The organism is Streptomyces sp. LS-MS-L19, assembly GCF_058382285.1.
In genome coordinates, this window is sequence record NZ_JBYCLL010000001.1 from 1,969,564 (window position 1) to 1,992,467 (window position 22,904).

At 72.3% G+C, this 22,904-nt stretch carries 19 protein-coding genes and 1 tRNA gene; 8 read left to right on the forward strand and 12 right to left on the reverse strand.

The features are described from left to right. Positions 1–30 precede the first annotated feature (30 nt). From AC2XR2_RS08595 to AC2XR2_RS08615, 5 genes are all read right to left on the reverse strand, one after another. Positions 31–960, reverse strand: a complete 930-nt coding sequence (locus AC2XR2_RS08595; protein WP_491514705.1) for an SMP-30/gluconolactonase/LRE family protein — start codon at positions 958–960, stop codon at positions 31–33. 241 nt (positions 961–1,201) lie between these two features. Then, positions 1,202–2,431: a cysteine--1-D-myo-inosityl 2-amino-2-deoxy-alpha-D-glucopyranoside ligase gene (gene mshC, locus AC2XR2_RS08600; protein ID WP_491514706.1), complete on the reverse strand. Its 1,230-nt coding sequence runs from the start codon at positions 2,429–2,431 to the stop codon at positions 1,202–1,204. A 101-nt stretch (positions 2,432–2,532) separates the two neighbouring features. Then, a complete protein-coding gene (locus AC2XR2_RS08605) occupies positions 2,533–3,345 on the reverse strand; it encodes an SCO1664 family protein (RefSeq protein WP_381308784.1) in 813 nt (270 codons plus the stop codon). After that, positions 3,309–3,899: a DUF3090 domain-containing protein gene (locus tag AC2XR2_RS08610; RefSeq protein ID WP_123759678.1), complete on the reverse strand. Its 591-nt coding sequence runs from the start codon at positions 3,897–3,899 to the stop codon at positions 3,309–3,311. The genes AC2XR2_RS08605 and AC2XR2_RS08610 overlap by 37 nt, the downstream gene beginning before the upstream one ends. 97 nt (positions 3,900–3,996) lie before the next feature. Then, the gene (locus AC2XR2_RS08615) at positions 3,997–4,683 is read right to left on the reverse strand and encodes a histidine phosphatase family protein (RefSeq protein ID WP_449350092.1); all 687 of its coding nucleotides are present in this window, start codon (positions 4,681–4,683) and stop codon (positions 3,997–3,999) included. Positions 4,684–4,744: 61 nt separating this feature from the next. Between AC2XR2_RS08615 and corA the strand changes: the two genes are divergently transcribed. Further along, positions 4,745–5,740, forward strand: coding sequence for a magnesium/cobalt transporter CorA (gene corA / locus AC2XR2_RS08620; RefSeq protein WP_330268009.1), 996 nt, complete (start codon positions 4,745–4,747; stop codon positions 5,738–5,740). A gap of 52 nt (positions 5,741–5,792) precedes the next feature. On the opposite strand, the gene AC2XR2_RS08625 is transcribed toward corA, so the two are convergent. Together AC2XR2_RS08625 and AC2XR2_RS08630 are read right to left on the reverse strand one after the other, a co-directional pair. Continuing rightward, entirely contained in the window at positions 5,793–6,581 is a 789-nt protein-coding gene (locus AC2XR2_RS08625; RefSeq protein ID WP_491514707.1) for a ferritin family protein, read from the reverse strand. A gap of 770 nt (positions 6,582–7,351) precedes the next feature. Next, positions 7,352–8,407, reverse strand: a complete 1,056-nt coding sequence (locus AC2XR2_RS08630; protein WP_381308793.1) for an LLM class F420-dependent oxidoreductase — start codon at positions 8,405–8,407, stop codon at positions 7,352–7,354. 172 nt (positions 8,408–8,579) lie between these two features. On the opposite strand from AC2XR2_RS08630, the gene AC2XR2_RS08635 reads away from it, so the two are divergent. Together AC2XR2_RS08635 and AC2XR2_RS08640 are read left to right on the forward strand one after the other, a co-directional pair. Then, positions 8,580–9,566, forward strand: coding sequence for an aldo/keto reductase (locus tag AC2XR2_RS08635; protein ID WP_491514708.1), 987 nt, complete (start codon positions 8,580–8,582; stop codon positions 9,564–9,566). Further along, positions 9,563–12,019, forward strand: coding sequence for a helix-hairpin-helix domain-containing protein (locus AC2XR2_RS08640; RefSeq protein ID WP_491514709.1), 2,457 nt, complete (start codon positions 9,563–9,565; stop codon positions 12,017–12,019). Before AC2XR2_RS08635 ends, AC2XR2_RS08640 begins: the two co-directional genes overlap by 4 nt. Positions 12,020–12,139: 120 nt before the next feature. Here the strand turns inward: AC2XR2_RS08640 and AC2XR2_RS08645 are convergent, their stop codons facing one another. Next, positions 12,140–12,808: a hypothetical protein gene (locus AC2XR2_RS08645; RefSeq protein ID WP_381308799.1), complete on the reverse strand. Its 669-nt coding sequence runs from the start codon at positions 12,806–12,808 to the stop codon at positions 12,140–12,142. A gap of 47 nt (positions 12,809–12,855) precedes the next feature. Here AC2XR2_RS08645 and AC2XR2_RS08650 point away from each other — a divergent pair, with 47 nt between their 5' ends. Then, positions 12,856–13,044 carry a DUF5703 family protein gene (locus AC2XR2_RS08650; RefSeq protein WP_007380901.1) on the forward strand — a complete coding sequence of 63 codons (189 nt, stop codon included), beginning with the start codon at positions 12,856–12,858 and terminating at the stop codon, positions 13,042–13,044. 61 nt (positions 13,045–13,105) lie between these two features. On the opposite strand, the gene AC2XR2_RS08655 is transcribed toward AC2XR2_RS08650, so the two are convergent. The 3 genes from AC2XR2_RS08655 to AC2XR2_RS08665 all read right to left on the reverse strand — a co-directional run bounded on the left by AC2XR2_RS08655 (position 13,106) and on the right by AC2XR2_RS08665 (position 15,881). Further along, entirely contained in the window at positions 13,106–13,996 is an 891-nt protein-coding gene (locus AC2XR2_RS08655; protein WP_491514710.1) for a chaplin, read from the reverse strand. Between the two features lie 149 nt (positions 13,997–14,145). After that, positions 14,146–14,379, reverse strand: a complete 234-nt coding sequence (gene chpH, locus AC2XR2_RS08660; RefSeq protein WP_007380902.1) for a chaplin ChpH — start codon at positions 14,377–14,379, stop codon at positions 14,146–14,148. A 176-nt stretch (positions 14,380–14,555) separates the two neighbouring features. Further along, positions 14,556–15,881, reverse strand: a complete 1,326-nt coding sequence (locus tag AC2XR2_RS08665; protein ID WP_491514711.1) for a M20/M25/M40 family metallo-hydrolase — start codon at positions 15,879–15,881, stop codon at positions 14,556–14,558. Between the two features lie 198 nt (positions 15,882–16,079). On the opposite strand from AC2XR2_RS08665, the gene AC2XR2_RS08670 reads away from it, so the two are divergent. The 4 genes from AC2XR2_RS08670 (at position 16,080) to AC2XR2_RS08685 (ending at position 22,169) form a co-directional block, all read left to right on the forward strand. Beyond that, a tRNA-Leu gene (locus tag AC2XR2_RS08670) sits at positions 16,080–16,167 on the forward strand. Positions 16,168–16,456: 289 nt separating this feature from the next. Continuing rightward, the gene (locus tag AC2XR2_RS08675; RefSeq protein WP_491514712.1) at positions 16,457–20,323 is read left to right on the forward strand and encodes a Pls/PosA family non-ribosomal peptide synthetase; all 3,867 of its coding nucleotides are present in this window, start codon (positions 16,457–16,459) and stop codon (positions 20,321–20,323) included. Between the two features lie 77 nt (positions 20,324–20,400). After that, a complete protein-coding gene (locus AC2XR2_RS08680; protein ID WP_491514713.1) occupies positions 20,401–21,777 on the forward strand; it encodes a M1 family metallopeptidase in 1,377 nt (458 codons plus the stop codon). Further along, positions 21,774–22,169, forward strand: a complete 396-nt coding sequence (locus AC2XR2_RS08685; protein WP_381299438.1) for a YchJ family protein — start codon at positions 21,774–21,776, stop codon at positions 22,167–22,169. The genes AC2XR2_RS08680 and AC2XR2_RS08685 overlap by 4 nt, the downstream gene beginning before the upstream one ends. Here the strand turns inward: AC2XR2_RS08685 and AC2XR2_RS08690 are convergent. Then, positions 22,166–22,867 carry a FadR/GntR family transcriptional regulator gene (locus AC2XR2_RS08690; RefSeq protein ID WP_330267998.1) on the reverse strand — a complete coding sequence of 234 codons (702 nt, stop codon included), beginning with the start codon at positions 22,865–22,867 and terminating at the stop codon, positions 22,166–22,168. The genes AC2XR2_RS08685 and AC2XR2_RS08690 overlap by 4 nt on opposite strands. Between the last annotated feature and the right edge of the window lie 37 nt (positions 22,868–22,904).

Here is a 22,904-nt window from a genome sequence, read left to right on the forward strand (position 1 = left end):
GCGGTGTCCGGCGCATCGCCCTCCGGCGTGTCAGACCTGGTCGACCGCCACCACGTCGTAGTCGGTGGTCGGCGTCGGCTCCACGTCGAAGCGCGCGTTGGGCAGGTACAGGCGCCTGCCCCAGGCGGCGACCGTGGTCGGGATGCGGAAGCGCGGGTCGGTGATCCGGGTGAGCGCGGTGCCCCGGGTGCCGGCGTCGTTCAGCCGGAACACGTCGATCGCGTTCTGCTGCTGCTGGACGGCGTAGAGGATCCGGCCGAGCAGCAACAGCCCGTCGCCGTTGGGGAGTTTCGCCCCGCCCAGGTCGACGGCGCGGGCGGCGCCGGTGCGCGGATCGACCCGCATGAGTCCGCCGCCGTTCGCGAAGCCGTTCACCACGAGCAGCGCCCGGCCGTCGGGGGTGCGTTCGATGCCGTTGGCCGTGAAGTCGGGTCCCTGCTGCCAGTCCCCGGACAGGGGTACGGTCGTCACCGCGCCCTTGGCCAGCTTGTAGAGCACCGGCTTGAAGGAGTCGGTGAACCAGGCGGCGCCCGGCGTGAGGATCACGTCGTTCACGAAGGTGCCGCCGGTGGCGTACACCTGCTCGGTCTCACCGGAGCGGGCGTCGGCGACCCGGATCTCGCCGCTGGCGCCGCCGGCGAGGAAGAGTCTGCCGTGCGCGTCGATCTTGAGGCCCACGGTCGGGCGGCCCGCGCCCTTCACGACGACCCTGCCCTGACCGGTGGCCAGGCTCGCGCGGTAGACGTCACCGTTCGCGAGAGACCCGAAGTAGCCGTACGGCTTCGAGCCGATGGTGATGCCCTCGGGCTGGAAGCCGTCGGGGAGAGGGAACTGCGCGGGCCACGCGGTGGGCCGGGTTCCGGCCGCCTGGGCGGTGCCGCCGACCAGGGCCGCTCCGGTCAGCGCGGCGGTCGTGGTCAGGAGTGTGCGACGTGCGAAGGAACGGTCTGCGGGTGCCACGGTGCGTCCTTCCGCGAGGAGGCCGGCGCGGGGCCGGCCGAACGGTCAAGCGACGCTCCCACCCCATCACATGACGGCCGTCTCCACAGCCCCTGGCCGGATTGTGACGTGACCCAACTCAACCGGTTCTCCAACCGAGTTGGCGAACGCGGTCCGGACGGGCCGACCGGGAAGGGGCGCTCCCTCGGTGGTGAGGGAGCGCCCCTTCTCGACGGCCTGCGTACGGCCTGCGTACGGCCTTCTAGAGGGCCACGCCCAGCAGCGCGTCCACGGCACGTGTCACCACTCCGGGCGCGCCGATGTCCGTGCCGCCCTGCTCCTCCTGTACGGCGGCCCAGCGGTCGACGGCGAGGAGCGCGGCGGGCGCGTCCAGGTCGTTCGCGAGGGCCTCGCGGATCTCCTCGACGAGCGCCTCGGCGGACGGTCCGTCGGGCCGGGAGACGGCGGCACGCCAGCGGCCGAGCCGGTCGACGGCGTCCTGGAGGACCTGGTCGGTCCACTCCCAGTCGGCGCGGTAGTGGTGGGCGAGCAGCGCCAGCCGGATGGCGGCGGGGTCCACGCCCTCGCGCCGCAGCTGCGACACGAAGACCAGGTTGCCCTTGGACTTGGACATCTTCTCGCCGTCGAGGGCGACCATGCCGGCGTGGACGTACGCCTTGGCCATGGGGAACTCGCCGGTGAGCACCTGGGCGTGCGAGGCGCCCATCTCGTGGTGCGGGAAGGCGAGGTCGGAGCCGCCGCCCTGGACGTCGAAGGTCATGCCGAGGTGGTCCAGGGCGATGGCGACGCACTCGATGTGCCAGCCGGGGCGGCCGCGCCCCAGGGAACCGCCGTCCCAGCTGGGCTCGCCCTCGCGGGCGGCCATCCACAGCATCGGGTCGAGGGGGTTCTTCTTGCCCGGCCGGTCGGGGTCGCCGCCGCGCTCGGCGGACAGCAGCCGCATGGCGGCCGCGTCGAGGTTCGAGACCTTGCCGAAGTTCGGGTCGGACTCGACGGAGAAGTAGACGTCCCCTTCGAGTTCGTAGGCGGCGCCGGCGTCCCGCAGCCGCTCCACGAGCGGCACGATCCCGGGTATCGCCTCGACCGCGCCGATGTAGTGCCGCGGGGGCAGCATGCGGAGCGCGGTCATGTCCTCGCGGAAGAGGGCCGTCTCCTTCTCGGCGAGGGCGGCCCAGTCGACGCTGTCCCGCTCGGCGCGCTCCAGGAGCGGGTCGTCGATGTCGGTGACGTTCTGGACGTAGTGCACCTGCCGCTTCGTGTCGAGCCACACGCGCTGCACGAGGTCGAACGCGTTGTAGGTCGCCGCGTGCCCCATGTGGGTGGCGTCGTACGGCGTGATGCCGCAGACGTAGAGACGGGCGACGGGACCGGGGTCGAGGGAGACCAGACCGCCGGTCGCGGTGTCGTGGATCCTCAGGTCGCGGCCCTGACCAGGCAGGGCGGGGACCTCGGAAGCGGGCCAGGCATGCATGTCATGAGCCTAACCGGACGGATGTTCCGTATACGAACCGGACCGGGCCGGATGGCCGGTTGGGCCTTCTTGCGCGGTACGGGCGTATGTGCAGTGTCCTGCTAGACGGGCGGCCAGGGAATGGCCGGCCACTCGCCGCTCGGTTCCGGGTGCCTGCCGGAGTCCAGCAGCGCGTCGACACGCGCGCGTGTGGCGTCCAGTTCGGCGGGCGTGATCAGGGGGGCCAGTCGGGTGGCCAGCTCTCCCGAGAGTGCCTCCCGGAGCCCTTTCAGCACGTCGACCGCCTCCCCGGTCAGGGGCTCCCCGGCCCAGCCCCACAGCAGGGTCCGCAGCTTGTTCTCGGCGTTGAAGGTCACACCGTGGTCGATGCCGTACAGGCGGCCCTCGGCGCCGGGCAGCAGATGGCCGCCCTTGCGGTCCGCGTTGTTGATCACCGCGTCGAGGACGGCGAGCCTGCGCAGCCGCTCGTCGTCGGCGTGCACCAGCAGCGCGGTCTTCCCGTCCCCGACCTCGGCGAGGCCGATGGCCTTCCAGCCCGGCTCGGGCTCCTCGGCGTCGACCAGGGCGAGCAGCTCACTTCCCGGCACGCCCTCGATCCACAGCTGGCACATGCCCTCGCCGTAGGGGCCGTCGCGCAGCACCGTGGGCGGTACGAGCCCCCAGCCGGTCGCCTCGGACACCTCGTACGCGGCGACCTCGCGCTGGGCGAGGGTGCCGTCCGGGAAGTCCCACAGGGGCCGCTCGCCGCGGACCGGCTTGTAGACACAGAGGACTTCCTGGCCCTCGTGCGCGACGGAACACTGGAGCACCGCGTTGGAGGCGTCCCGGATCTGCCCGCGTACCGTCAGCTCACCCCGGGTGAGCAGCTCTGCCGTGGTCACGCTCCGCGGCGGTATCCGTTCTGGCGCGGACATACGTGTCCTTCCGGGTCGAGCGGGAGGCTGCACAGCGGGCACGGCGGCCGCCCGGCGTTGACGACGTCCAGGGCACGCTTGGCGAAGGCTCTGGCCTGCGCGCCGGTGAGGCGCACCCGCAGCATCGGGGGCCCGTTCTCCTCGTCCTGGAGGAGCCGCTCCTCGGCCTCGGCGAGGTCCTCCTCGGAGTCGGCCTCCAGCTCGACGAGGGCCTGCGCCTCGACGATCATGCGCTGTTCCTCGCCGTCCCAGGCCAGCGCCATGGTGCCGACCCGGAACTCCTCCTCGACGGGGGTGTCGAGGGGCGCGGTGTCGGCGACGTCGGTGGGCGGCACGGCCGGCACGGAGGCGCTGCCACCGCTGCGGCGCACGACCTCGTCGAGGAGTTCGTCCATCCGCTCGGCGAGGGCGGCCACCTGCGTCTTCTCCAGGGCCACGCTGGTCACTCGGGGGCCGGCCGTGGCCTGGAGGAAGAACGTACGGCGCCCGGGCAGTCCGACCGTGCCGGCCACGAAGCGGTCCGGCGGGTCATAGAGGAACACCTGACGGGACACGTCCTGTCTCCATGGGATCGGTGTGGATTCGCGAGTACGGGAACGTCCATGTGCGAACGCGCGTGAGTGAACCGCTTCACCCTACTGCGCCCGACGATCACGGTGCGCCCGCACCACCACCGACCGGGGCGTCCCCGCCCGCCGTCTCCTCGCGCGGCACCAGGGACGCGAAGTCACCGGTGTCACCGAGGCGGACGAGGAACGGCCTCAGCCGGGTGTAGCGGATGACGGTGATGGAGCACGGTTCGACGGAGATCCTCTGGAAGAGGTCCAGATGAAGTCCGAGTGCGTCCGCCACGAGCGACTTGATGATGTCGCCGTGCGAGCACATCAGATAGACGGCGTCGGCGCCGTGATCGCGCTCCACGCGCGCGTTCCACTCGCGTACGGCCTCCGCCGCCCGGGTCTGCATCGCACGCATGGACTCGCCGCCGGGGAACGCGGCCGCCGAGGGGTGGGCCTGGACGACCTCCATGAGCGGCTCGTCCATGAGCTCGGCGAGCTTGCGGCCGGACCAGTCGCCGTAGTGGCACTCCCCGATCCGCTCCTCGCTGTGCACGGCGAGGCCGGGGCGGGCGTCGAGCAGCGGGCGGACCGTCTCCTGGCAGCGCTGGAGGGGGCTGGCGACCACCTCGGAGATCGGCACGCCCTCGAGCCGGCCGGGCAGCGCGGCGGCCTGTGCGGCGCCGCGCTCGTCCAGGGCGACCCCGGGCGTCCACCCGGCGAGCAGTCCCTCGGTGTTCGCGGTGGATCGTCCGTGCCTGACAAGGATCAACGTGGGCATGCGGCAAGGGTAGGCGTACACCGGAATGTCATGTCCTTCGAGCGACGGGAGAACACGCTCCGTGATCGTCGACTGTGCCATCTACCGGGAGGGACACCGGACCGAGGGGCCTGAGGACCTGTCGGACGCGCTGGACGAGGCGCGATCGGCGGGCGGGTTCGTGTGGATCGGTCTGCACGAGCCCTCGGAGAAGGAGTTCGAGCTGGTCACCAAGGAGTTCGGGCTGCATCCGCTGGCCGTGGAGGACGCCCTCAAGGCGCATCAGCGGCCCAAGCTGGAGGTCTACGACGACTCGCTGTTCGTGGTCCTCAAGCCGGTCGTGTACGAGCCGGAGAGCGACGCCGTCTCGACCGGTGAGGTCATGCTCTTCCTCGGCGACGGCTTCGTCGTGACGGTCCGTCACGGTGTGGGGTCGCCGCTGAAGGCCGTACGGGAGCGTCTGGAGCACGAGCCGAAGCTGCTCGGCAAGGGACCCACCTCGGTGCTGTACGCGGTCGCCGACGCCGTCGTGGACCACTACCTGGAGGTGGCGACGGAACTCGGGACCGACCTGGAGGAGCTGGAGGCGGAGGTGTTCTCACCGGACGGCGGCGGCTCACGGAACACCGCGTCCCGGATCTACACCTTCAAGCGGCAGATCCTGGAGTTCCGCCGGGCCACCGTCCCGCTCACCATGCCGCTGACCCGGCTCGCGGGGGTGGGGGCGTACGGCGGGACGGTGCCGTTCGTCAACGACAAGGCGCGGCCCTTCTTCAGGGACGTCAACGACCATCTCGCGCGCGTGAACGAGTCGGTGGAGGGCCTTGACCGGCTGGTGTCGGACGTCCTGTCGGCGCATCTCGCGCAGATGAGCGTGCGGCAGAACGACGACATGCGGAAGATCTCGGCGTGGGCGGCGATGGCCGCGATCCCCACGATGATCGCGGGGATCTACGGCATGAACTTCGAACACATGCCGGAGCTGCACTGGGTGTGGTCGTATCCGGCGGTGATCGCGGTGATGGGCGTCCTGGAGGTGCTGCTGTACCGGACGTTCAAGCGGCGGGGCTGGCTCTAAAGCCGGGCGTCGCGCGGCAGACGAAAATTGTCAGCCAGGCCCTCGGGGTGGTTCAGGCGAACTCGGGTGCCGAGGTCGCGGGTCCGCCGAGGGCGTCGCGGCGCTCCGGCATCCTGAGGGAGACCATGCGGCGCCAGCCCGCGGCGCGCTCGTAGGCGTAGACGGCGTGGATGCCCGCGGCGAGGAGCGCCGACTTCGCGCGCGACCAGCCGAGGATGCGGCCCATGTGGGACATCACCGCGAGGCTGACGTCCCGGTAGACGCGGATCTCGGCCAGCGCGCACTCCCTGAGGGTGCTCTGGATGGCGCGGCCGTGGCCGGCGCGGGCGAAACGGAGCAGTTCCTCGTGGCAGTAGGCGAGGTGGTTGTCCTCGTCGGCCGAGATCATCCGCACCGCGCGGCCGAGTTCGGGGTGGTCGGCGAAGTGCTTGCGCAGCAGTTCCATCTGCTCGGAGGCGCGCTGTTCGGTGACCCTGCTGTGCGCGAGGTAGGTGACGATGTCCTGCACGGTCAGCGGCTCGTCGCTCTTGAGCTTGTCGTGGGCGAGTCCGATGCCGTGCTTCTCCAGGAGCATCGTGTAGTCCGTCTCCGGGGGGACCGGGACGGGTTCGAGCCGGCGCTTCTTCAGCAGGGCGTTGAAGATCCGCCCGTGCTTGTCCTCGTCCGCTCCGTGGCGGGTGATCTTGGGGGCGAGTGCGCGCTCGCCCGGGGGCACCAGCGCGGCGATACGGGCGTTCTCCCAGCCGCCCTGGGACTCCCCGCTGGCCGCGATGGAGCAGAACAGCCGGAAGGACTCGTCGTGGTCGAGGATCTCCTGGAACAGACTCTTGGCCGAAAGCATCGTGGGGCACCTCTCTGCCGGACTCCGCGGCAATCCGCAAAGAAAGAGTCAAATGCGGCGCGAGGGGTGCTGCAACAGCTGTGTCGGACAACTCCGCCAAAAGGAGGACGGGCGGGGTCACTCCGGGGGCGTAACCGCACGGGCGCGACCGCGTTGTTTGAGGTGACGGCCGTGGCGGGGAAGACCCCCGAGCCCCCACCACGGCCGCGGAAGCCTCCGGCGGCGGGACCGGGGTCGTGAGGGTGACTGGCTTGGGCGGTGGGGCCGGGTCAGGGTGGTCGGCTTGGGTGGTGGGGCAGGGTCAGGGTGACCGGCTTGAGGGGTGGGGCCGGGTGGCGCGGAAGTGTGGGGCGGTCGGGTCGGGTGCACGCTGACCGGCCCCGGCGGTCGGGGCGGTGACACGGCAGCCTCCGGTTGGTGGACCGGTTGCACGCTGAGCCCTCTGACCATCGGACCGAATGCCACGGGAGCCGTCCGGAAGTCGGGCCGGGTACGCGCGGACTGCCTCCGGGGGGGAGGCCGGGCGCCGAGGAAGCCTTCGCTACCGCCGCCGGGCGGGACGGTTGGGCCACCGGTCGGCGGACCAGTTGCACGCCGACCGACTTCAGCAGTCGGGCCAGGCTCCGTCTTCGAGCCTCAGGGGCCGGGGGCCGGGGGGCCGGAAGGGCTCGGTCGGCGGCAGCGTGTCGTCGGAACGGAGTTGAGGCCGGGGGGCGGGGTGTACGGCCCGGACCCCGGCCGTGACCATGGGCGGGCGGCCCTGGCAGGGGCTAGGCGAGGCCCGCGCGGTCCAGGGCCTCCGTGCCGGCTCGGAGGGCCGCGAGGCGTTCGTCGAGGGTGAAGCCGGCGGGGGCCAGGGTGAGGGTGGTGACGCCGGCCGCCGCGTACTGCTTCATCCGGTCCGCGATGCGGTCCACCGACCCGAGCAGCGTCGTCTTGTCGATCAGGTCGTGCGGGATGGCGGCCGCGGCGCCGTTCTTGTCGCCGGCCAGGTACTTGTCCTGGATCTCGGCTGCCGCCGCCTCGAAGCCCATGCGCTGGGCAAGCTGGTTGTAGAAGTTCTGCTTGCGGCTGCCCATGCCGCCCACGTACAGCGCGGTGTAGGGACGGAACGTGTCGGCGAGCGCGGGCACGTCCTTGTCCTCGCCCAGGGCGAGCGGCAGGGTCGGCACGATGTCGAAGCCCTCGAGGGTCTTGCCGGCCTTCTCACGGCCCGCCCGCAGGTACTGGATCGCGGTCTCCTCCAGGTGCTCCGCGGAAGGGAAGATCAGCAGGGCGCCGTCGGCGATCTCGCCGGTCTGCTCCAGGTTCTTCGGGCCGATCGCGGCGATGTACAGCGGGATGTACTCGCGCTCGGGGTGCACGGTCAGCTTGAGCGGCTTGCCGGGACCGCCGGGCAGCGGCAGCGTCCAGTGCTGCCCCTCGTAGGACAGCCGCTCGCGCGACATGGCCTTGCGGACGATCTCGACGTACTCACGCGTGCGTGCCAGCGGCTTGTCGAACTTGACGCCGTACCAGCCCTCGGACACCTGCGGCCCCGAGACCCCGAGGCCGAGGCGGAAACGGCCGCCGGAGAGCGAGTCGAGGGTGGCCGCGGTCATCGCGGTCATGGCCGGCTGACGGGCCGGGATCTGGAAGATGGCCGAGCCGACGTCGATGCGTTCGGTCTGCGCGGCGACCCAGGTGAGCACGGTGGCCGCGTCCGAGCCGTAGGCCTCGGCGGCCCAGCAGACGGAGTACCCGAGGCGGTCGGCCTCCTTGGCGACGGCGAGATTGTCCGCGTCCATTCCGGCGCCCCAGTAGCCGAGGTTGATCCCGAGCTGCATGGCCGATTCCCCTTACCGATCAGTAACGTCCTTGTCGCAGACCTTAGCGCGGCCGGGCTCACCGGGGCAGGTCGCGGGCCGTGCCATGACGGACGCCATTCCCGCGCACCTGTCGCAATCCGTTGTCCACAGGCCCCCACGCGACAGGTTCTGGCCAGTAATCTCGGCGTTCATGGAGCAGAGGCATCTCGGCCGTACCGGCCTGCGCGTGTCCCGGATCGGACTCGGCACCCTCACCTGGGGCAGGGACACCGACGAGCACGACGCGGCGGACCTCCTGAAAACGTTCTGGGAGGCGGGCGGGACGCTGGTCGACACGGCGGACGTGTACGGCGACGGGGAGGCGGAGTACCTGCTCGGACGCCTCATAGACGGCCTGGTCCCGCGTCGGGACCTGGTCATCTCCACGAAGGCGGGCAGCGTGCCCGACCCGGACCGCCGCGTCGACGGCTCGCGCGGGCATCTGCTCTCCGCGCTGGACGACTCACTGGCCCGGCTCGGCACGGACTACGTCGACGTCTGGCACATCCACTCCTACGACCCCTGCACCCCCCTGGAGGAGACGCTCCACGCCCTCGACCTGGCCGTCAGCAGCGGCCGCGTCCGCTATGCCGGGGTGTCCAACTTCTGCGGCTGGCAGCTCGCCAAGGCGGGGACCTGGCAGCTGGCGGCGCCCGGGACGCGGACCCGGCTGGCCGCGACGCAGCTGGAGTACTCGCTGCTCCAGCGCGGGATCGAGCGCGAGGTGCTGCCGGCCGCGCTGGATCTGGGCATCGGACTGCTGCCGTCCTCGCCGCTGGGGCGCGGGGTGCTGACGGGCAAGTACCGCGGGGACGCGACACCGGCGGACTCCCGGGGGGCCTCGGAGCATCTGGCGCCCTTCGTCGCGCCCTACCTCGACGACACCGCGAGCCGCATCGTGGACGCGGTGACGACCGCTGCGGACGGGCTCGCGGTGACGCCGCTCCAGGTGGCGCTCGCATGGGTCCGGGATCGGCCGGGGGTGGCCGCCCCGATCGTCGGCGCGCGCAACTCGCAGCAGCTCACGGCGGCATTGTCAGTGGAGGCCCTTAGTCTTCCTGACGAGATCTGCCGGGCGCTCGACGATGTGTCGGCGCCCGTGCACCGCTATCCCGATCACGACTGGAGCACGCTGTGAGCACGGAGCCGGAGCCCACGGAGAACACCGATCCGGAGACGCGGGTGGCCGCGCCGGAGCCGGAGCCCGAGCCGGCTCCGCAGGGTGCGGACGCAACACCGGACGCAGCACCGGGCCCGGAGGCCGACGCCGAGGACGCCGGGGCGGAGGCCGAGGGTGAGGGAGCCGAGGCGACCGGGAGCGGGGACACCGAAGGCGACGGCGCGGACAAGGCTCAGTTGTCCGAGGCCGAGGCCGAGCTGGCGGCGCAGCGGGTCGAGCGGGAGCGGATCGCCCGGCGCAAGGCGGAGAAGCAGGGGCCCGTCGAGGCCGGGGCCAAGCTCAGCGGGAAGGCCGCCGATCTCCTCGCCGCCGTACGGGCCGTGGAGAGCGGGGCGAAGCCCGTGGCCGCCGTGTTCAGCGAGCCCGAGCCGCCGCGTCGGCCCGCGCAGGAGGCGGCACGGTCCCGGCCTGTGTCGGCGGCGGGCCGTGCCGGGGACGGGGTCGGGGTCGGCGGGGCCGTCGGCGTGGCCGCTTCTCCCGGTGGCGGCGGTTCCCCCGCCGGGCCCGGGCCCGAGGCCGTCGAGGCCGTCCGGCGGGTGCTGGCCGAGGGCGGGGCGCCGGAGGGGCTCGCACCGCAGGTGGCCGCGGTGCTCGGGGAAGGGGCCGACGCCGAGCTGCGGGCGGATCCCTGGCAGTTGCTGCGGGTCGCCGGGGTGCGGCCCGAGCAGGCCGACGGGTTCGCGCGGACCCTGCTGGGCGCGGAGTGCGCGCCGGACGACGAGCGGCGGGGGCGGGCGGTCACCGTCTGGCTCCTGGAGCAGGCGGCGCTCGCCGGGCACACCGCGCTGGAGATGCCCGCGCTCACCGCCGCGCTGGCCCAGCGGGGCGTGCCGGACACCGACGCGGCCGTACAGAGCACGATCGCCGAGGCGGAGGCCCTGGTCTTCCAGGACGCCCTCGACCCGACCGCCCCGGAGCCCGCACATCCCGTCGAGGGCGCCGAGGACGACGAGGAGGGTGCGGAGCGGCCGGTGCGGATCCTGGTCGGTCTGGAGCGCTACGCCCTCGCGGAGGAGAGCCTCGCCGACGGACTGGCCCGGTTGATCAACTCCGTGCCCAAGGAGGACGGTTCGGCCGAGGAATGGGAGCGCGCGGCCGCGTCGGCCAAGGGTTCCGCCGCCGAACTGATCCGCGCGACCGCGACACACGGCCTGGTCCTGCACACCGGAGGCGAGGCGTCCGTGGCCGAGCCGGCGGCCCTGCTGGAGGCGGCGCGGAGCCTCGGCCTGCGGGCCTGGGCGGCCACCCACAGCCCCCTGGGCCGCGACCGCTTCGGCACGCTGCTGGGAGCCGGGCGGCAGGGTGCCGCGGCCTCGCAAGGAGCCGCCCACCCCGGCGACGCCCGCCCCCACCCCTGCGACGCCCGCCCCCACTCCGGGCCCGGTCGCCCGGAGGATGCCGCGCCCCCGGAGCGCACCCCGCAAGACCAGCCCGCCGCCGACTCCCCCGCCCGCCCCGTCACCACCGTCGTCACCGTCGCCGGACTGCTCTCCGGTGCCGAAGGGCCCGGGCGGGACGGCGACGGGGCGTTCGATCTGGATGTGCTCGTCGTGCTCGACGCGCCCCAGCTGGACGTCGAGACGGCCGCGCTGCTCGTGGAGTCGCTGCCGGACGGGGCGCGGCTGGTGCTGGCCGGGGATCCGGCGGTGCTGTGGTCGGCGGGGCCCGGGCGGGTCTTCGCGGATCTGCTCGCCGCGCGGATCTGCCCGCAGGTCGCCTCGCGCACTCCGGACCCCGGGCCGCTGGGCGAGTTGGTCTCCGGGATCGGCATCGGTGAGCTGAACAAGGTCGAGGCCCCCGGCAAGGAGGTCGTGATCGTGCCGGTGCGGGACGCGGGCGAGGCCGTGCACCGTACCGTGCAGCTGGTCGCGGACTCGGTACCGCGGGCGATCGGCGTGCCCGCCGAGCAGACCCAGGTGATCACGCCGGGGCACGGCGGCGCCGCGGGCACCCGCGTGCTCAACGCGGCCCTGAAGGAGCGCCTCAACCCCGGCCCCGGCCGCTTCGGCGGCTTCGACCCCGGCGACCGCATTGCCTACTCCCCCACGCCGGGCCGTACGATCCCGGGCCACGTGGTGGGGGCCGACGCGGAGGGACTCCGGCTGAGCTGCGGCGGCGAGGACGTGGTCGTACCGAAGGAGCGGGTGGAGCAGTCCGTACGGCACGGGTGGGCCCTCACCGCGCACCAGGCGGTGGGTGGTCGCTGGCCGGCGGTGGTGGCGGTGCTGCCGGGCGACGCGGCCCAGGCCCTCACCCGCCCCTGGGTCTACACGGCCTTCGGCAGGGCGTCCCGCCACCTCTCCGTGGTCCACGGCGCGGACCAGGCCCTCCCGAGGGCGGTCGCCGAGATCCCGGCCAAGCCCCGGACGACGCGTTTGCCGACTCTCCTGGCAACACCGACGGCCACCTGACGCGCCCCAAAGGGGCGCGGGGAACTGCGCGACCAGCCACAACGAACCCGCAGGCCGCCGTCTACGGACAACACAACGGCGGCCCCGGAGCCAATCCCTCCGGGGCCGCCGTCACACACCTCAGCGCTGATCCAGATCCAACGGTTCCAGATCCTCGTCCTCGAGATCCGCCCCGTCGGCCAGGTCGTCATCGTCGTCGTCGAACACCGCGCTGACGTCGAAGCGGCACACCACCCGCTCCACATCCACCTGCTCGAACGGCGCCTCCAGCCACTCCCCCGGCTCGGCCGGTTCGTCCGCCGCGGTCACCCACAGCGTGGAGTCGCCCTCCTCCAGGCCGAACTCCTTGTGCCGGGAGGCGATCTCGTCGGGCTCGAACTCCCCGAAGAGCACGCTCAGGGCGCCGTGCACGGTGCCGGAGGCCTCCGTGCCGAGACTCTCGTCGGCCGCCTCGACGCGCTGGGCCTGGGCCAGCAACCGCTGCGGCTCCGCCACCGAGTAGTCGCGGCGGATCAGCACGCTGAGCGCGTTCGGCTCCTCGGGGCCGGTGTAGGGCGGGGCGTCGTCCGCGCCGGGGATCTCGAAAGGGGTGACCTCGTCGTAACGGTCGTAGAGCAGCTCGTCGTACACCTCGGCGGCCGCGGCCAGTTCGTTGAAGGCCTCGTAGACGGCCGGGTCGTCCTCCCCCGACCTCCGTTCGACCGCGGCCAGGTGGCGGTCGAGCGCGGTCTTGACCGCCTCGGCGGCGGCACGTACCTCGGCAGCGGTGGGCTGCACAGCATCAGACATAGTGCAGACGCTATCCGTACCGGGCCCCGGCCCGCACAATAGATGCGATGCCGGAATACGAATTTGTCGACGTGTACGTACCGCGCGGGGTCTCCCGCAAGGACGCCACACGCCTGCTGACGGACCATGCCGAGTACGGACACTGGGAGTTGGACCGACTGAGCCTGATGCGCGACGGCAGCCGCAGGGTGCGGTTGCGCCGGCGGATCATCCGCCAGGTGCGTGCCACGTGGTGAGACAGTACGAACGGAGCGGGCCCCGCCGAGGCGGGGCCCGCTCCGTTTCACGCGGTCTGCCCTACGCGGAGGCGCGGGCCTTGCGGTAGAGCACCGCGCCGGCCAGGAGCGCTCCGGCGCCCACGGGGACGGCCAGCCCGATCGGCAGGTCACTGCCGGTCCGGGCGAGCTGCGCGCTGCCCAGGGGCTGGGTCACCGTCTGGGTGCCCGGGTGGTTGCCATGGGTGCCGCCACCGGGAGTGCCGTGCGGAGTGATCGGGGATCCGGGCGGACCGGGCTCCACGGGGCTTCCGGGGTGCCCCGGGGTGCCGGGCTGTTCCGGGGATCCGGGGGGAGTCTGGTGGCCGCCACCGGGCGGGAGGTGCCCGCCGGAGCCGTTGCCGCAGGCGTTGCCCATGGCGGGGTTGCCGATGCCGATGACATCGACGCTGTTGCCGCAGACGTTCACGGGAACGTCGATCGGGACCTCGACGTGGTTGCCCGACCCCACGCCGGGCGAGCCACCGGTGTGACCACCGGCGTGCGAGCCCCCACCGGAGCCGCCGTGACCGCCGTGGCCGCCCGAGCCTCCGGATCCGCCGTGCCCACCGTGACCCTGGCCGCCGTGGCTCCCGTGTCCTCCGGAGCCGCCAGAGTCGCCGTATCCGCCCGAGTCGCCGTAGCCGCCGGGCGATCCGTGGCCTCCGCCCCGGCTGCCGCCCTTGTTGCCGCCCTTGTTGCCGCAGCTGTTGCCCATCGCGGGGTTGAGGACCCCGACGACGTCCACGGTGTTGCCGCAGGCGTTGACCGGCGCGTGCACCGGCGCGGAGACCGTGTTGCCCGACAGCACGCCGGGTGAGTTCGCGCTCGATCCGCTCGCGCCCGCGTCCGCGTGGGCGGCGCCTCCCGCGGCGGCGATCACGCCGGTCGCGGCCGCCACTGTCATCAGGCCCTTACGGGTGACTTGTCGCATGTACTGATTCCCTGCCTTCGACCTTGTCTCGAAATACCGCTTCAGCGCGGTTCTTTTCTTTTCGAAAAGGCCGGTCGGCCCCGGAGCGCATGGCGTGCGCTCCGGGGCCGACGGGCTCAGCCCTGTTTAACTGAGGGCGAGGCACAACGTCACTTGTTGATGCACGTGTTGCCGAAGGCGGGGTTCAGCAGACCGATCACGGAAACCGTGTTGCCGCAGACGTTCACCGGGACGTGCACGGGAACCTGGACGACGTTGCCGGACAGCACGCCCGGGGAGCCCACGGCGGCACCCTGCGCACCCGCATCGGCGACGGCAAGGCCCGCGCCCGCCAGAACCAGGCCACCAGTGGCAGCCGCAGCGGCGACGACCTTCTTGATCATTGTTCCTCCTTGTTGGCAATGCGATCCCAAGTAGCGGATCGCATCACCTGTAACGAGGAGGGAGTAATGGGGATACGAGCTTATGAGCGCATTCACTCTTCCCGGAGGATCTCGCACGGGCGGCCGAATAACCGCGTCAATCCCCGTCCGCGCATGTCCTTTCGCGCCGGCTCTCGTCAGCTCGCGTCGATGAAGCGGTCCAGCACCCGCACACCGAATTTCAGCCCGTCCACCGGCACCCGCTCGTCGACGCCGTGGAACATGCCCGCGAAGTCCAGCTCCGGCGGCAGCTTGAGCGGTGCGAAGCCGAAGCCGCGGATGCCGAGCTCGTCGAAGGACTTGGCGTCGGTGCCGCCGGAGAGCATGTAGGGGATCGCCTTGGCGGCCGGATCCTCGGCGACCAGCGCGGACTGCATGGCGTCCACGAGGGCGCCGTCGAAGGTGGTCTCGACGGCCTTGTCGGAGTGCACGTCCTCGCGCCTGACCTTGGGGCCGAGGATCTTGTCGAGGTCGGCGAGGAACTCCTCCTCGTAGCCGGGCAGGAAGCGCCCGTCGACGTGCGCGGTGGCCTCGCCGGGGATGACGTTGACCTTGTAGCCGGCGCCGAGCTGGGTGGGGTTGGCGGTGTTGCTGAGGGTCGCGCCGATGAGCTTGGCGATGCCGCCGAGCCGGGCGAGCGTGCCCTCCATGTCCTCCGGGTCCAGCTCGGTGCCGAGTGCGTCGCCGAGTTCGTCGAGGAAGGCCCGGGTGGTCTTGGTGACCCGGACCGGGAACGTGTGGCGCCCGAGGCGGGCGACGGCCTCCGACAGCTCGGTGATGGCGTTGTCCCGGTGGATCATCGAGCCGTGTCCGGCGGTGCCGGCCACGGTCAGCTTCATCCAGTGCATGCCCTTCTCGGCCGTCTGGATCAGGTAGAGCCGGCGCTGCTCGTTCACCGTGAAGGAGAAGCCGCCGACCTCGCTGATCGCCTCGGTGACGCCCTCGAAGAGGTCGGGGTGGTGGTCGACGAGGTGCCGGGCGCCGTAGGTGCCGCCCGCCTCCTCGTCGGCGAGGAACGCGAGGACGATGTCCCGCGGCGGCCTGCGCCCGCTACGGAGGCGGTCGCGGACGACCGCGAGGGTCATCGCGTCCATGTCCTTCATGTCGACGGCGCCCCGCCCCCACACGCACCCGTCCGCGACCTCTCCGGAGAACGGGTGGTGGGTCCAGTCCTGCGCGTTGGCGGGTACGACGTCCAGGTGGCCGTGGATCAGCAGCGCGGGCCGGGACGGGTCCTCGCCGGCGATGCGGGCCACGGTGGAGGCGCGGCCCGGGTTCGACTCGAAGATCTGCGGGTCGAGCCCCACCTCGGCGAGCTTCTCCGCGACCCACTCGGCCGCCTTGCGCTCACCCGGGCCGGAGTGGTCGCCGTAGTTGCTGGTGTCGATCTGGATCAGCTCGCGGCAGAGGTCCACGACCTCGTCCTCGCCGGTGACGCCCCTGGCCGTGTCCGTGTCGCTCACGCTGTTCCTCCCGCTGTCACTGCTGGTGGTTCCCCTCATCCTCTCCCCGCGGACCGGTCCGCCCCAAGACCGGTCCCGGTCCGTCACACGCCGTTCACGCGCGGGCCGGGACGGGGACGGGGGGTGATCGGGGCCCCTCGAAAGCCTGGTAATGTTTCCTTCGTCGCCGCGAGGGAAACCCCGCACGACAGACACCTTGTCCGGGTGGCGGAATGGCAGACGCGCTAGCTTGAGGTGCTAGTGCCCTTTATCGGGCGTGGGGGTTCAAGTCCCCCCTCGGACACCAACAGCGGTGCTGACCGGTTCTCGGTCGGCACCGTTTTCTTTTGCCCGGGAGCAGGTGCTCCTCACGCACAGTGTGGGCGATCTCTCTCGGGAGTGAAACTCCCAGGTCACAGCGTCTCCGGTGGTCGCAAACGGCCCCGAACGGTCCTCCGGAATGGCCGATCAAGCCGTACGGACCTAGCTTCGTACTAAAATTTCCGGCTTGTTACGAGCTGGAGCCGGACAACCCCAGGCAGACCTGCGGGCCCGCCAGCGCCCCGGAGGTCTCCGGGATCGAGACGCGAGGACCGATGGCAGCCACTCACGAGAGCAGTGCTCTCGGCCTGCTCAACGAAGAGCTCAGCGCAGAGATCCGCGAACAGTTCGGCGACACCGCCCGTTTCTCCGGGGCCCCCGCCGCTTCCCCCCGCACCCTCGTCGACGTGTTCGACGCGTCCGTGCGGTCCTGCCCCGACGAGCTCGCCCTGGACGACGGGACGACCCGGCTCACCTACCGCGCCCTCGCCGCCGAGGTGGAGCGGCTGCGCCGCAGGCTCGCCGCGTCCGGGGTCGGCCTGGGCGACCGCGTGGGCGTGCGGGTGCCGTCCGGCACCAACGACCTCTACGTGGCGATCCTCGCCGTCCTCGCCGCCGGTGCCGCCTATGTCCCCGTCGACGCCGAGGACCCCGACGAGCGGGCCGAGCTGGTGTTCGGGGAGGCCGGGGTGCGGGCCGTGGTCGGCGCCGGGCACGAGCTGACCGTCCACGGACGTGCCGACGTCCCCGCCGCCCGGCCGGGCATCGAGCACGACGCGTGGATCATCTTCACCTCCGGCTCCACCGGCAAGCCCAAGGGTGTCGCGGTGAGTCACCGCAGCGCGGCCGCCTTCGTGGACGCGGAGGCGGCGCTGTTCCTCACCGAGGACCCCATCGGTCCCGGCGACCGGGTCATGGCGGGCCTGTCGGTCGCCTTCGACGCCTCCTGCGAGGAGATGTGGCTGGCCTGGCGCTACGGCGCCTGCCTGGTGCCGGTGCCCCGCTCGCAGGTCAGGAGCGGCGCGGACCTCGGGCCCTGGCTGGTGGAGCAGGAGATCACGGTCGTCTCGACCGTGCCGACCCTCGCCGCGCTGTGGGAGCCCGAGACCCTCAACGACGTACGGCTGCTGATCTTCGGCGGTGAGGCCTGCCCGCCCGAGCTGGTGCAGCGGCTGGTCACCGAGGGGCGCGAGGTGTGGAACACCTACGGGCCCACCGAGGCGACCGTGGTGGCCTGTGCCTCGCTCATGTCCGGCGAGGAGCCCATCCGGATCGGGCTGCCGCTGGACGGCTGGGAGCTGGCCGTCGTGGACGAGGCCGGGGACCCGGTGCCGATGGGCGCGAGCGGGCAGCTGGTGATCGGCGGGGTCGGGCTCGCCCGGTACCTGGACGCCGAGAAGGACGCGGAGAAGTACGCCCCGCTGAAGTCGCTGGGCTGGGAGCGGGCGTACCGCAGCGGTGACCTGGTGAAGGCGGAGCCCGAGGGGCTGGTCTTCCTGGGGCGGGCCGACGAGCAGATCAAGCTCGGTGGCCGGCGGATCGAGCTCGGTGAGGTCGACGCGGCTCTCCAGGCGCTGCCCGGGGTCGCGGGAGCGGCCGCCGCGGTGCGTACCGCCCGTAGCGGCAACCAGCTCCTGGTCGGGTACGTCGTCACGCAGGACGGCTGGGACCAGGCGGCCGCCGTGGAGAAGCTGCGGGCCGAACTGCCCGCCGCGCTCGTGCCGTTGCTCGCCCCGGTCGAGGACCTGCCGACCCGGACCTCCGGCAAGGTGGACCGCAACGCGCTGCCCTGGCCGCTGGAGGGGCTCGAAGCCGCCGTGAAGACAGAGGAGTTGTACGGCACCGAGGCCTGGCTCGCCGAGCAGTGGGCGGAGGTGCTCGGCATCCCGGTCTCCAGTGCCCGCGACGACTTCTTCGCGATCGGCGGATCCAGCCTGGCCGCCGCCCAGTTGACCACCCGGCTGCGCAGCCGCTACCCGAGCGTGGCCGTCCTCGACATCTACCAGCAGCCCACGCTGCGGAAGTTGGCCCGGCGCCTGGAGGAGTCCGCGCAGGACGACAGCGCGGCGCGGGTGATCGCACCGGTGCCGCTCAGGTCTCAGGCGATCCAACTCCTCGTGCTGCTCCCCCTGTTCACGCTGATGGGGCTGCGCTGGATGGTGCCGCTGGCCGCCATCGGGAACCTGCTGCCTTCCTACGGCTGGCTGCCGACCGCCTCCTGGTGGCTGGTCGGTGCCGGGACGCTGCTGCTGTTCAGTCCGCCCGGACGGCTCGCCCTGGCGGCCGGCGGGGCGCGGCTGCTGCTGCGAGGCGTGCAGCCCGGCCGCTACCCGCGCGGTGGCAGTGTCCATCTGCGGCTGTGGACGGCGGAGCGGCTCGCCGAGTTCACCGGGGCGACCTCGCTGACCGGCTCCTGGCTGGAGCGGTACGCGCGGGCGCTGGGCGCCAAGGTCGGCCAGGACGTCGACCTGCACTCGCTGCCGCCGGTGACCGGCATGCTGAAGCTGGGCCGGGGTGCGGCCGTGGAGTCCGAGGTGGACCTGTCGGGCTGGTGGCTGGACGGTGACCGGCTGGAGATCGGTCAGGTCAAGGTGGGCGCGCATGCCGTCGTCGGCACGCGCAGCATGCTCTTCCCGGGCGCCCGGGTCGGCAAGCGGGCCGAGGTGGCCCCCGGCTCGGCGGTCACCGGGCAGATCCCGACCGGTCAGCGCTGGGCGGGCGCGCCCGCGGTGAAGCTCGGCAAGGCCAAGCGGAACTGGCCGAAGGAACGGCCGGTGCGGGGCACGTGGTGGCGGGTGATGTACGGCGTGACGGGCTTCGCGCTGAGCGCCCTGCCGGTGCTCGCCGGAGGAGCGGCCCTCCTCGTGGCCCATGCGATCGTCATGCCGGAGCCCACGGCCACCGGTGTGGCGCTCGCGCTGGTCCCGGCCACGCTCGCCTTCGGGCTCGCCTACGCGCTGCTGCTCCTCGTCGCCGTACGGCTGCTGAGCCTGGGGCTGCGCGAGGGGACGTATCCGACGCACAGCCGGATCGGGTGGCAGGCCTGGACCGTGACCCAGCTGATGGACCGCTCGCGCGAGACGCTGTTCCCGCTGTACGCCGGTCTGGTCACGCCCGTGTGGCTGCGGCTGCTCGGGATGCGGATCGGGCGCGGGGCCGAGGTGTCGACGGTGCTGGCGCTGCCGAGCCTGACGACGGTCGGCGAGGGCGCGTTCCTGGCCGACGACACGCTGACCGCGCCGTACGAGCTCGGTGGCGGCTGGGTGCGGATAGGGCGTGCGGAGATCGGGCGGCGGGCGTTCCTCGGGAACTCGGGGATGACCGCGCCGGGGCGGACCGTGCCGGACGGCGGGCTGGTGGGCGTGCTGTCCGCCACTCCGAAGAAGGCGAAGAAGGGCACGTCCTATCTGGGGCTGCCGCCGGTGAAGCTGCCGCGCAGTGCCGCCGACAGCGACCAGAGCCGGACGTACGAGCCCTCGGCGGGGCTGCTGTGGGCGCGCGGACTGGTGGAGCTGTGCCGGATCGTGCCGGTGTTCTGCTCGGCCGGGCTCGCCCTGCTGACGGTGGCCGCGCTGTGTGTGCTGGGGCCGTGGGCCTGGCTGCTGGCCGGAGTCGTGCTGCTCGCGGCCGGTGCGGCGGCAGGGCTGGTGTCGATCGTCGCGAAGTGGCTGCTGGTCGGCCGGCATCACACCGGTGAGCACCCGCTGTGGAGCGGCTTCGTGTGGCGCAACGAGCTCGCGGACACCTTCGTCGAGGTGCTGGCGGTGCCGTGGCTCGCGGGTTCCGTGCCCGGTACGCCGCTGAAGACGGCGTGGCTCAGGGGGCTCGGCGCGAAGATCGGCAAGGGCGTCTGGGTGGAGAGCTACTGGCTGCCGGAGACCGATCTGGTGACGCTGGAGGACGCCGCGACGGTCAACCGGGGCTGTGTGCTCCAGACCCACCTCTTCCACGACCGGATCTTGCGGACGGATACTGTTGTTCTCCGTGAGGGCGCCACGCTGGGCCCTGGCGGGATCGTGCTGCCCGGCAGCACGGTCGGGGCCCGCACCACGCTGGGTCCCGCGTCGCTCGTCATGGCCGCGGAGTCCGTCCCGGACGACACCCGCTGGCTCGGCAACCCGATCGAGGCATGGCGTCCCTGAACGCGGGCCACTCGGAGTCGGTGAGCGGTGTACCGGCGGATCCGAGTGACGACGCGGCGCAGGGAGCGGAAGCGGCAGTGGCAGTTCAGCAGGCGGCGGGTTCGGACCCGTACTTCCCGGACCACGGTGACGCCCGGTACCGGGTGCACCGGTACGAGCTCGCGCTGGACTACCGCCCCGCCCCGAACCGGCTCGCCGGGAGCGCCCGGATCAACGCCATAGCGGGGCGCTCGCCGCTCGCCGAGTTCATGCTCAACCTGTCCGACTTCAAGATCGGCCGGGTGCGGGTGGACGGCCGGCAGGCGCACTACACGCACCGCGGCGGCAAGCTGCGGGTGCGGCCCGCGAAGCCGGTGCGGCCCGGAGCCGCGTTCACGGTCGAGGTGCACTGGTCGGGCAACCCCAAGCCGATCGGCAGCCCCTGGGGCGGGCTCGGCTGGGAGGAGCTGGAGGACGGGGCGCTGGTGGCGAGCCAGCCGATCGGGGCGCCTTCCTGGTACCCGTGCAACGACCGGCCCGCGGACAAGGCGTCGTACCAGATCTCGGTCACCACGCCGTCCGCGTACGCGGTCGTGGCGGGCGGCCGGCTGCTGACCCGCACCACCCGTGCCTCCACGACGACTTGGGTGTACGAGCAGGCCGCGCCCACGTCCAGCTATCTCGTCGGGCTGGCGATCGGCAAGTACCAGACGGTCCTGCTCGGCGACCCGGGCCCGGGCGGAGTGCCGCAGCACGGGCACATCCCCGCGCATCTGCTCCCGGAGTTCTCACGGGACTTCGCGCGGCAACCACAGATGATGGACCTGTTCCAGGAGCTGTTCGGGCCGTATCCCTTCGACGAGTACGCCGTCCTCGTCACCGAGGAGGAGCTCGATGTGCCCGTCGAGGCCCAGGGGTTGTCGCTGTTCGGCGCCAACCACGTGGACGGGGCCCGGGGTTCGGAGCGGCTGGTCGCGCACGAGCTGGCCCACCAGTGGTTCGGCAACAGCGTGTCCATCGCGGACTGGCGGCACATCTGGCTGAACGAGGGGTTCGCCAAGTACGCCGAGTGGCTGTGGTCGGAGCGCTCCGGCGGCCGTACGGCGCAGCAACTCGCCGCCGCCGCACACCGGTTGCTGTCCTCGCTCCCCCAGGACCTGCGACTGGCGGACCCGGGCCGCAAGTCGATGTTCGACGACCGGCTCTACGAGCGCGGCGGGCTCACCGTGCACGCGATCCGCTGTGCGATGGGCGACGAGGCGTTCTTCCGGATGCTGCGCGGCTGGGCCGGGCTGCACCGGGGCGGGGCCGTGACCACGGCGACCCTGGCGGCCCATGTGAACCGCTTCGCGGACGAGCCGCTGAACGGCCTGTTCGACGCGTGGGTGCACGGGACCTCGCTGCCGCCGCTGCCGACGCTGGGTCCGGCGCGGCCGGCGCATCCGCCGACCAACACGGGACGGGTGCAGCCGTGAGCCGACGACGTGCCCCGCGGCAGCGGCCCGGCTGTCCTTGCGGTCTTCAGGAGACGTACGACAACTGCTGCGGCCGGTTCCACCGGGGCGAGGCCGCCGCGCCGACCGCCGAGGCGCTGATGCGGTCGCGGTACAGCGCCTTCGTGCGGCTGGAGCGGGACTACCTGCTGCGCACCTGGCATCCCAGGACCAGCCCCGGTTCGCTGGAGCTCGATCCCGGCATGCGCTGGACCGGGCTCGAGATCCTGGACACGACGGACGGCTCGGCCTTCCACTCCACCGGCACGGTGACCTTCCGCGCCTCCTTCAAGGGCGGCTCCCTGCAGGAGCGCAGCCGCTTCGAGCGGGTCGACGGGGCCTGGGTGTACGTCGACGGGGAGTTCCTCGACTAGGGCGCCAGGATGTCCAGTTCCTGAAGCGCGCCCTCCGCGATCTCGCGGGTCAGTGCCTCCGCGTGGCCCGCGTCGCCCGCGCGGATCGCCTCGGCGAGGCGGACGTGGAGGGTGACGGCGGCCGGGTCGGGGTCCTCGAACATGACCTCGTGCCGGGTGCGGCCGGTGAGGACCTCGGCGACGACGTCCCCGAGGCGGGCGAACATCTCGTTGCCGGACGCGTTGAGGATCACGCGGTGGAAGGCGATGTCGTGGAAGAGGTAGCCCTCCAGGCGGTGGCCCTTGGAGTTGGCGACCATGCCGAGCGCGCACTCGGTGAGTTCGGCGCACTGCTCGGCGGTCGCGTGCTTCGCGGCCAGGCCCGCCGCCACCGGCTCGATCGCCGAGCGCAGCACGGTCAGTGAACGCAGCTGCTGGGGGCGGTCGGCGCCGGCCAGCCGCCAGCGGATGACCTGGGGGTCGTAGACGTTCCACTCGGCCTTGGGGCGGACCGTGACGCCCACGCGGCGGCGGGACTCGACCAGGTGCATGGACTCCAGGACCCGGACCGCCTCGCGCATCACGGAGCGTGAGACGTCGAAACGCTGGGCCAGTTCGTCGGTGCGCAGAACGCTGCCCGGCGGGTACTCGCCCGCGGTGATCGCGGGGCCGAGGGTTTCCAGTACCTGGCCGTGCAGCCCCCGGCCCGATGTGCTCATGCACTCAGAGTACGGGGCGCGTCACGCCCAGAAAAAG

What these genes read in the sequence shown, in the direction of transcription:
- AC2XR2_RS08615 (WP_449350092.1), bottom strand. Translation starts at nt 4,683, where the DNA reads ATGCCCACGTTGATCCTTGTCAGGCACGGACGATCCACCGCGAACACC.
- AC2XR2_RS08675 (WP_491514712.1), top strand. Translation starts at nt 16,457, where the DNA reads ATGGCAGCCACTCACGAGAGCAGTGCTCTCGGCCTGCTCAACGAAGAG.
- mshC (WP_491514706.1), bottom strand. Translation starts at nt 2,431, where the DNA reads ATGCATGCCTGGCCCGCTTCCGAGGTCCCCGCCCTGCCTGGTCAGGGC.
- AC2XR2_RS08650 (WP_007380901.1), top strand. Translation starts at nt 12,856, where the DNA reads ATGCCGGAATACGAATTTGTCGACGTGTACGTACCGCGCGGGGTCTCC.
- AC2XR2_RS08605 (WP_381308784.1), bottom strand. Translation starts at nt 3,345, where the DNA reads ATGTCCGCGCCAGAACGGATACCGCCGCGGAGCGTGACCACGGCAGAG.
- AC2XR2_RS08630 (WP_381308793.1), bottom strand. Translation starts at nt 8,407, where the DNA reads ATGCAGCTCGGGATCAACCTCGGCTACTGGGGCGCCGGAATGGACGCG.
- chpH (WP_007380902.1), bottom strand. Translation starts at nt 14,379, where the DNA reads ATGATCAAGAAGGTCGTCGCCGCTGCGGCTGCCACTGGTGGCCTGGTT.
- AC2XR2_RS08625 (WP_491514707.1), bottom strand. Translation starts at nt 6,581, where the DNA reads ATGCTTTCGGCCAAGAGTCTGTTCCAGGAGATCCTCGACCACGACGAG.
- AC2XR2_RS08690 (WP_330267998.1), bottom strand. Translation starts at nt 22,867, where the DNA reads ATGAGCACATCGGGCCGGGGGCTGCACGGCCAGGTACTGGAAACCCTC.
- AC2XR2_RS08655 (WP_491514710.1), bottom strand. Translation starts at nt 13,996, where the DNA reads ATGCGACAAGTCACCCGTAAGGGCCTGATGACAGTGGCGGCCGCGACC.
- AC2XR2_RS08635 (WP_491514708.1), top strand. Translation starts at nt 8,580, where the DNA reads ATGGAGCAGAGGCATCTCGGCCGTACCGGCCTGCGCGTGTCCCGGATC.
- AC2XR2_RS08645 (WP_381308799.1), bottom strand. Translation starts at nt 12,808, where the DNA reads ATGTCTGATGCTGTGCAGCCCACCGCTGCCGAGGTACGTGCCGCCGCC.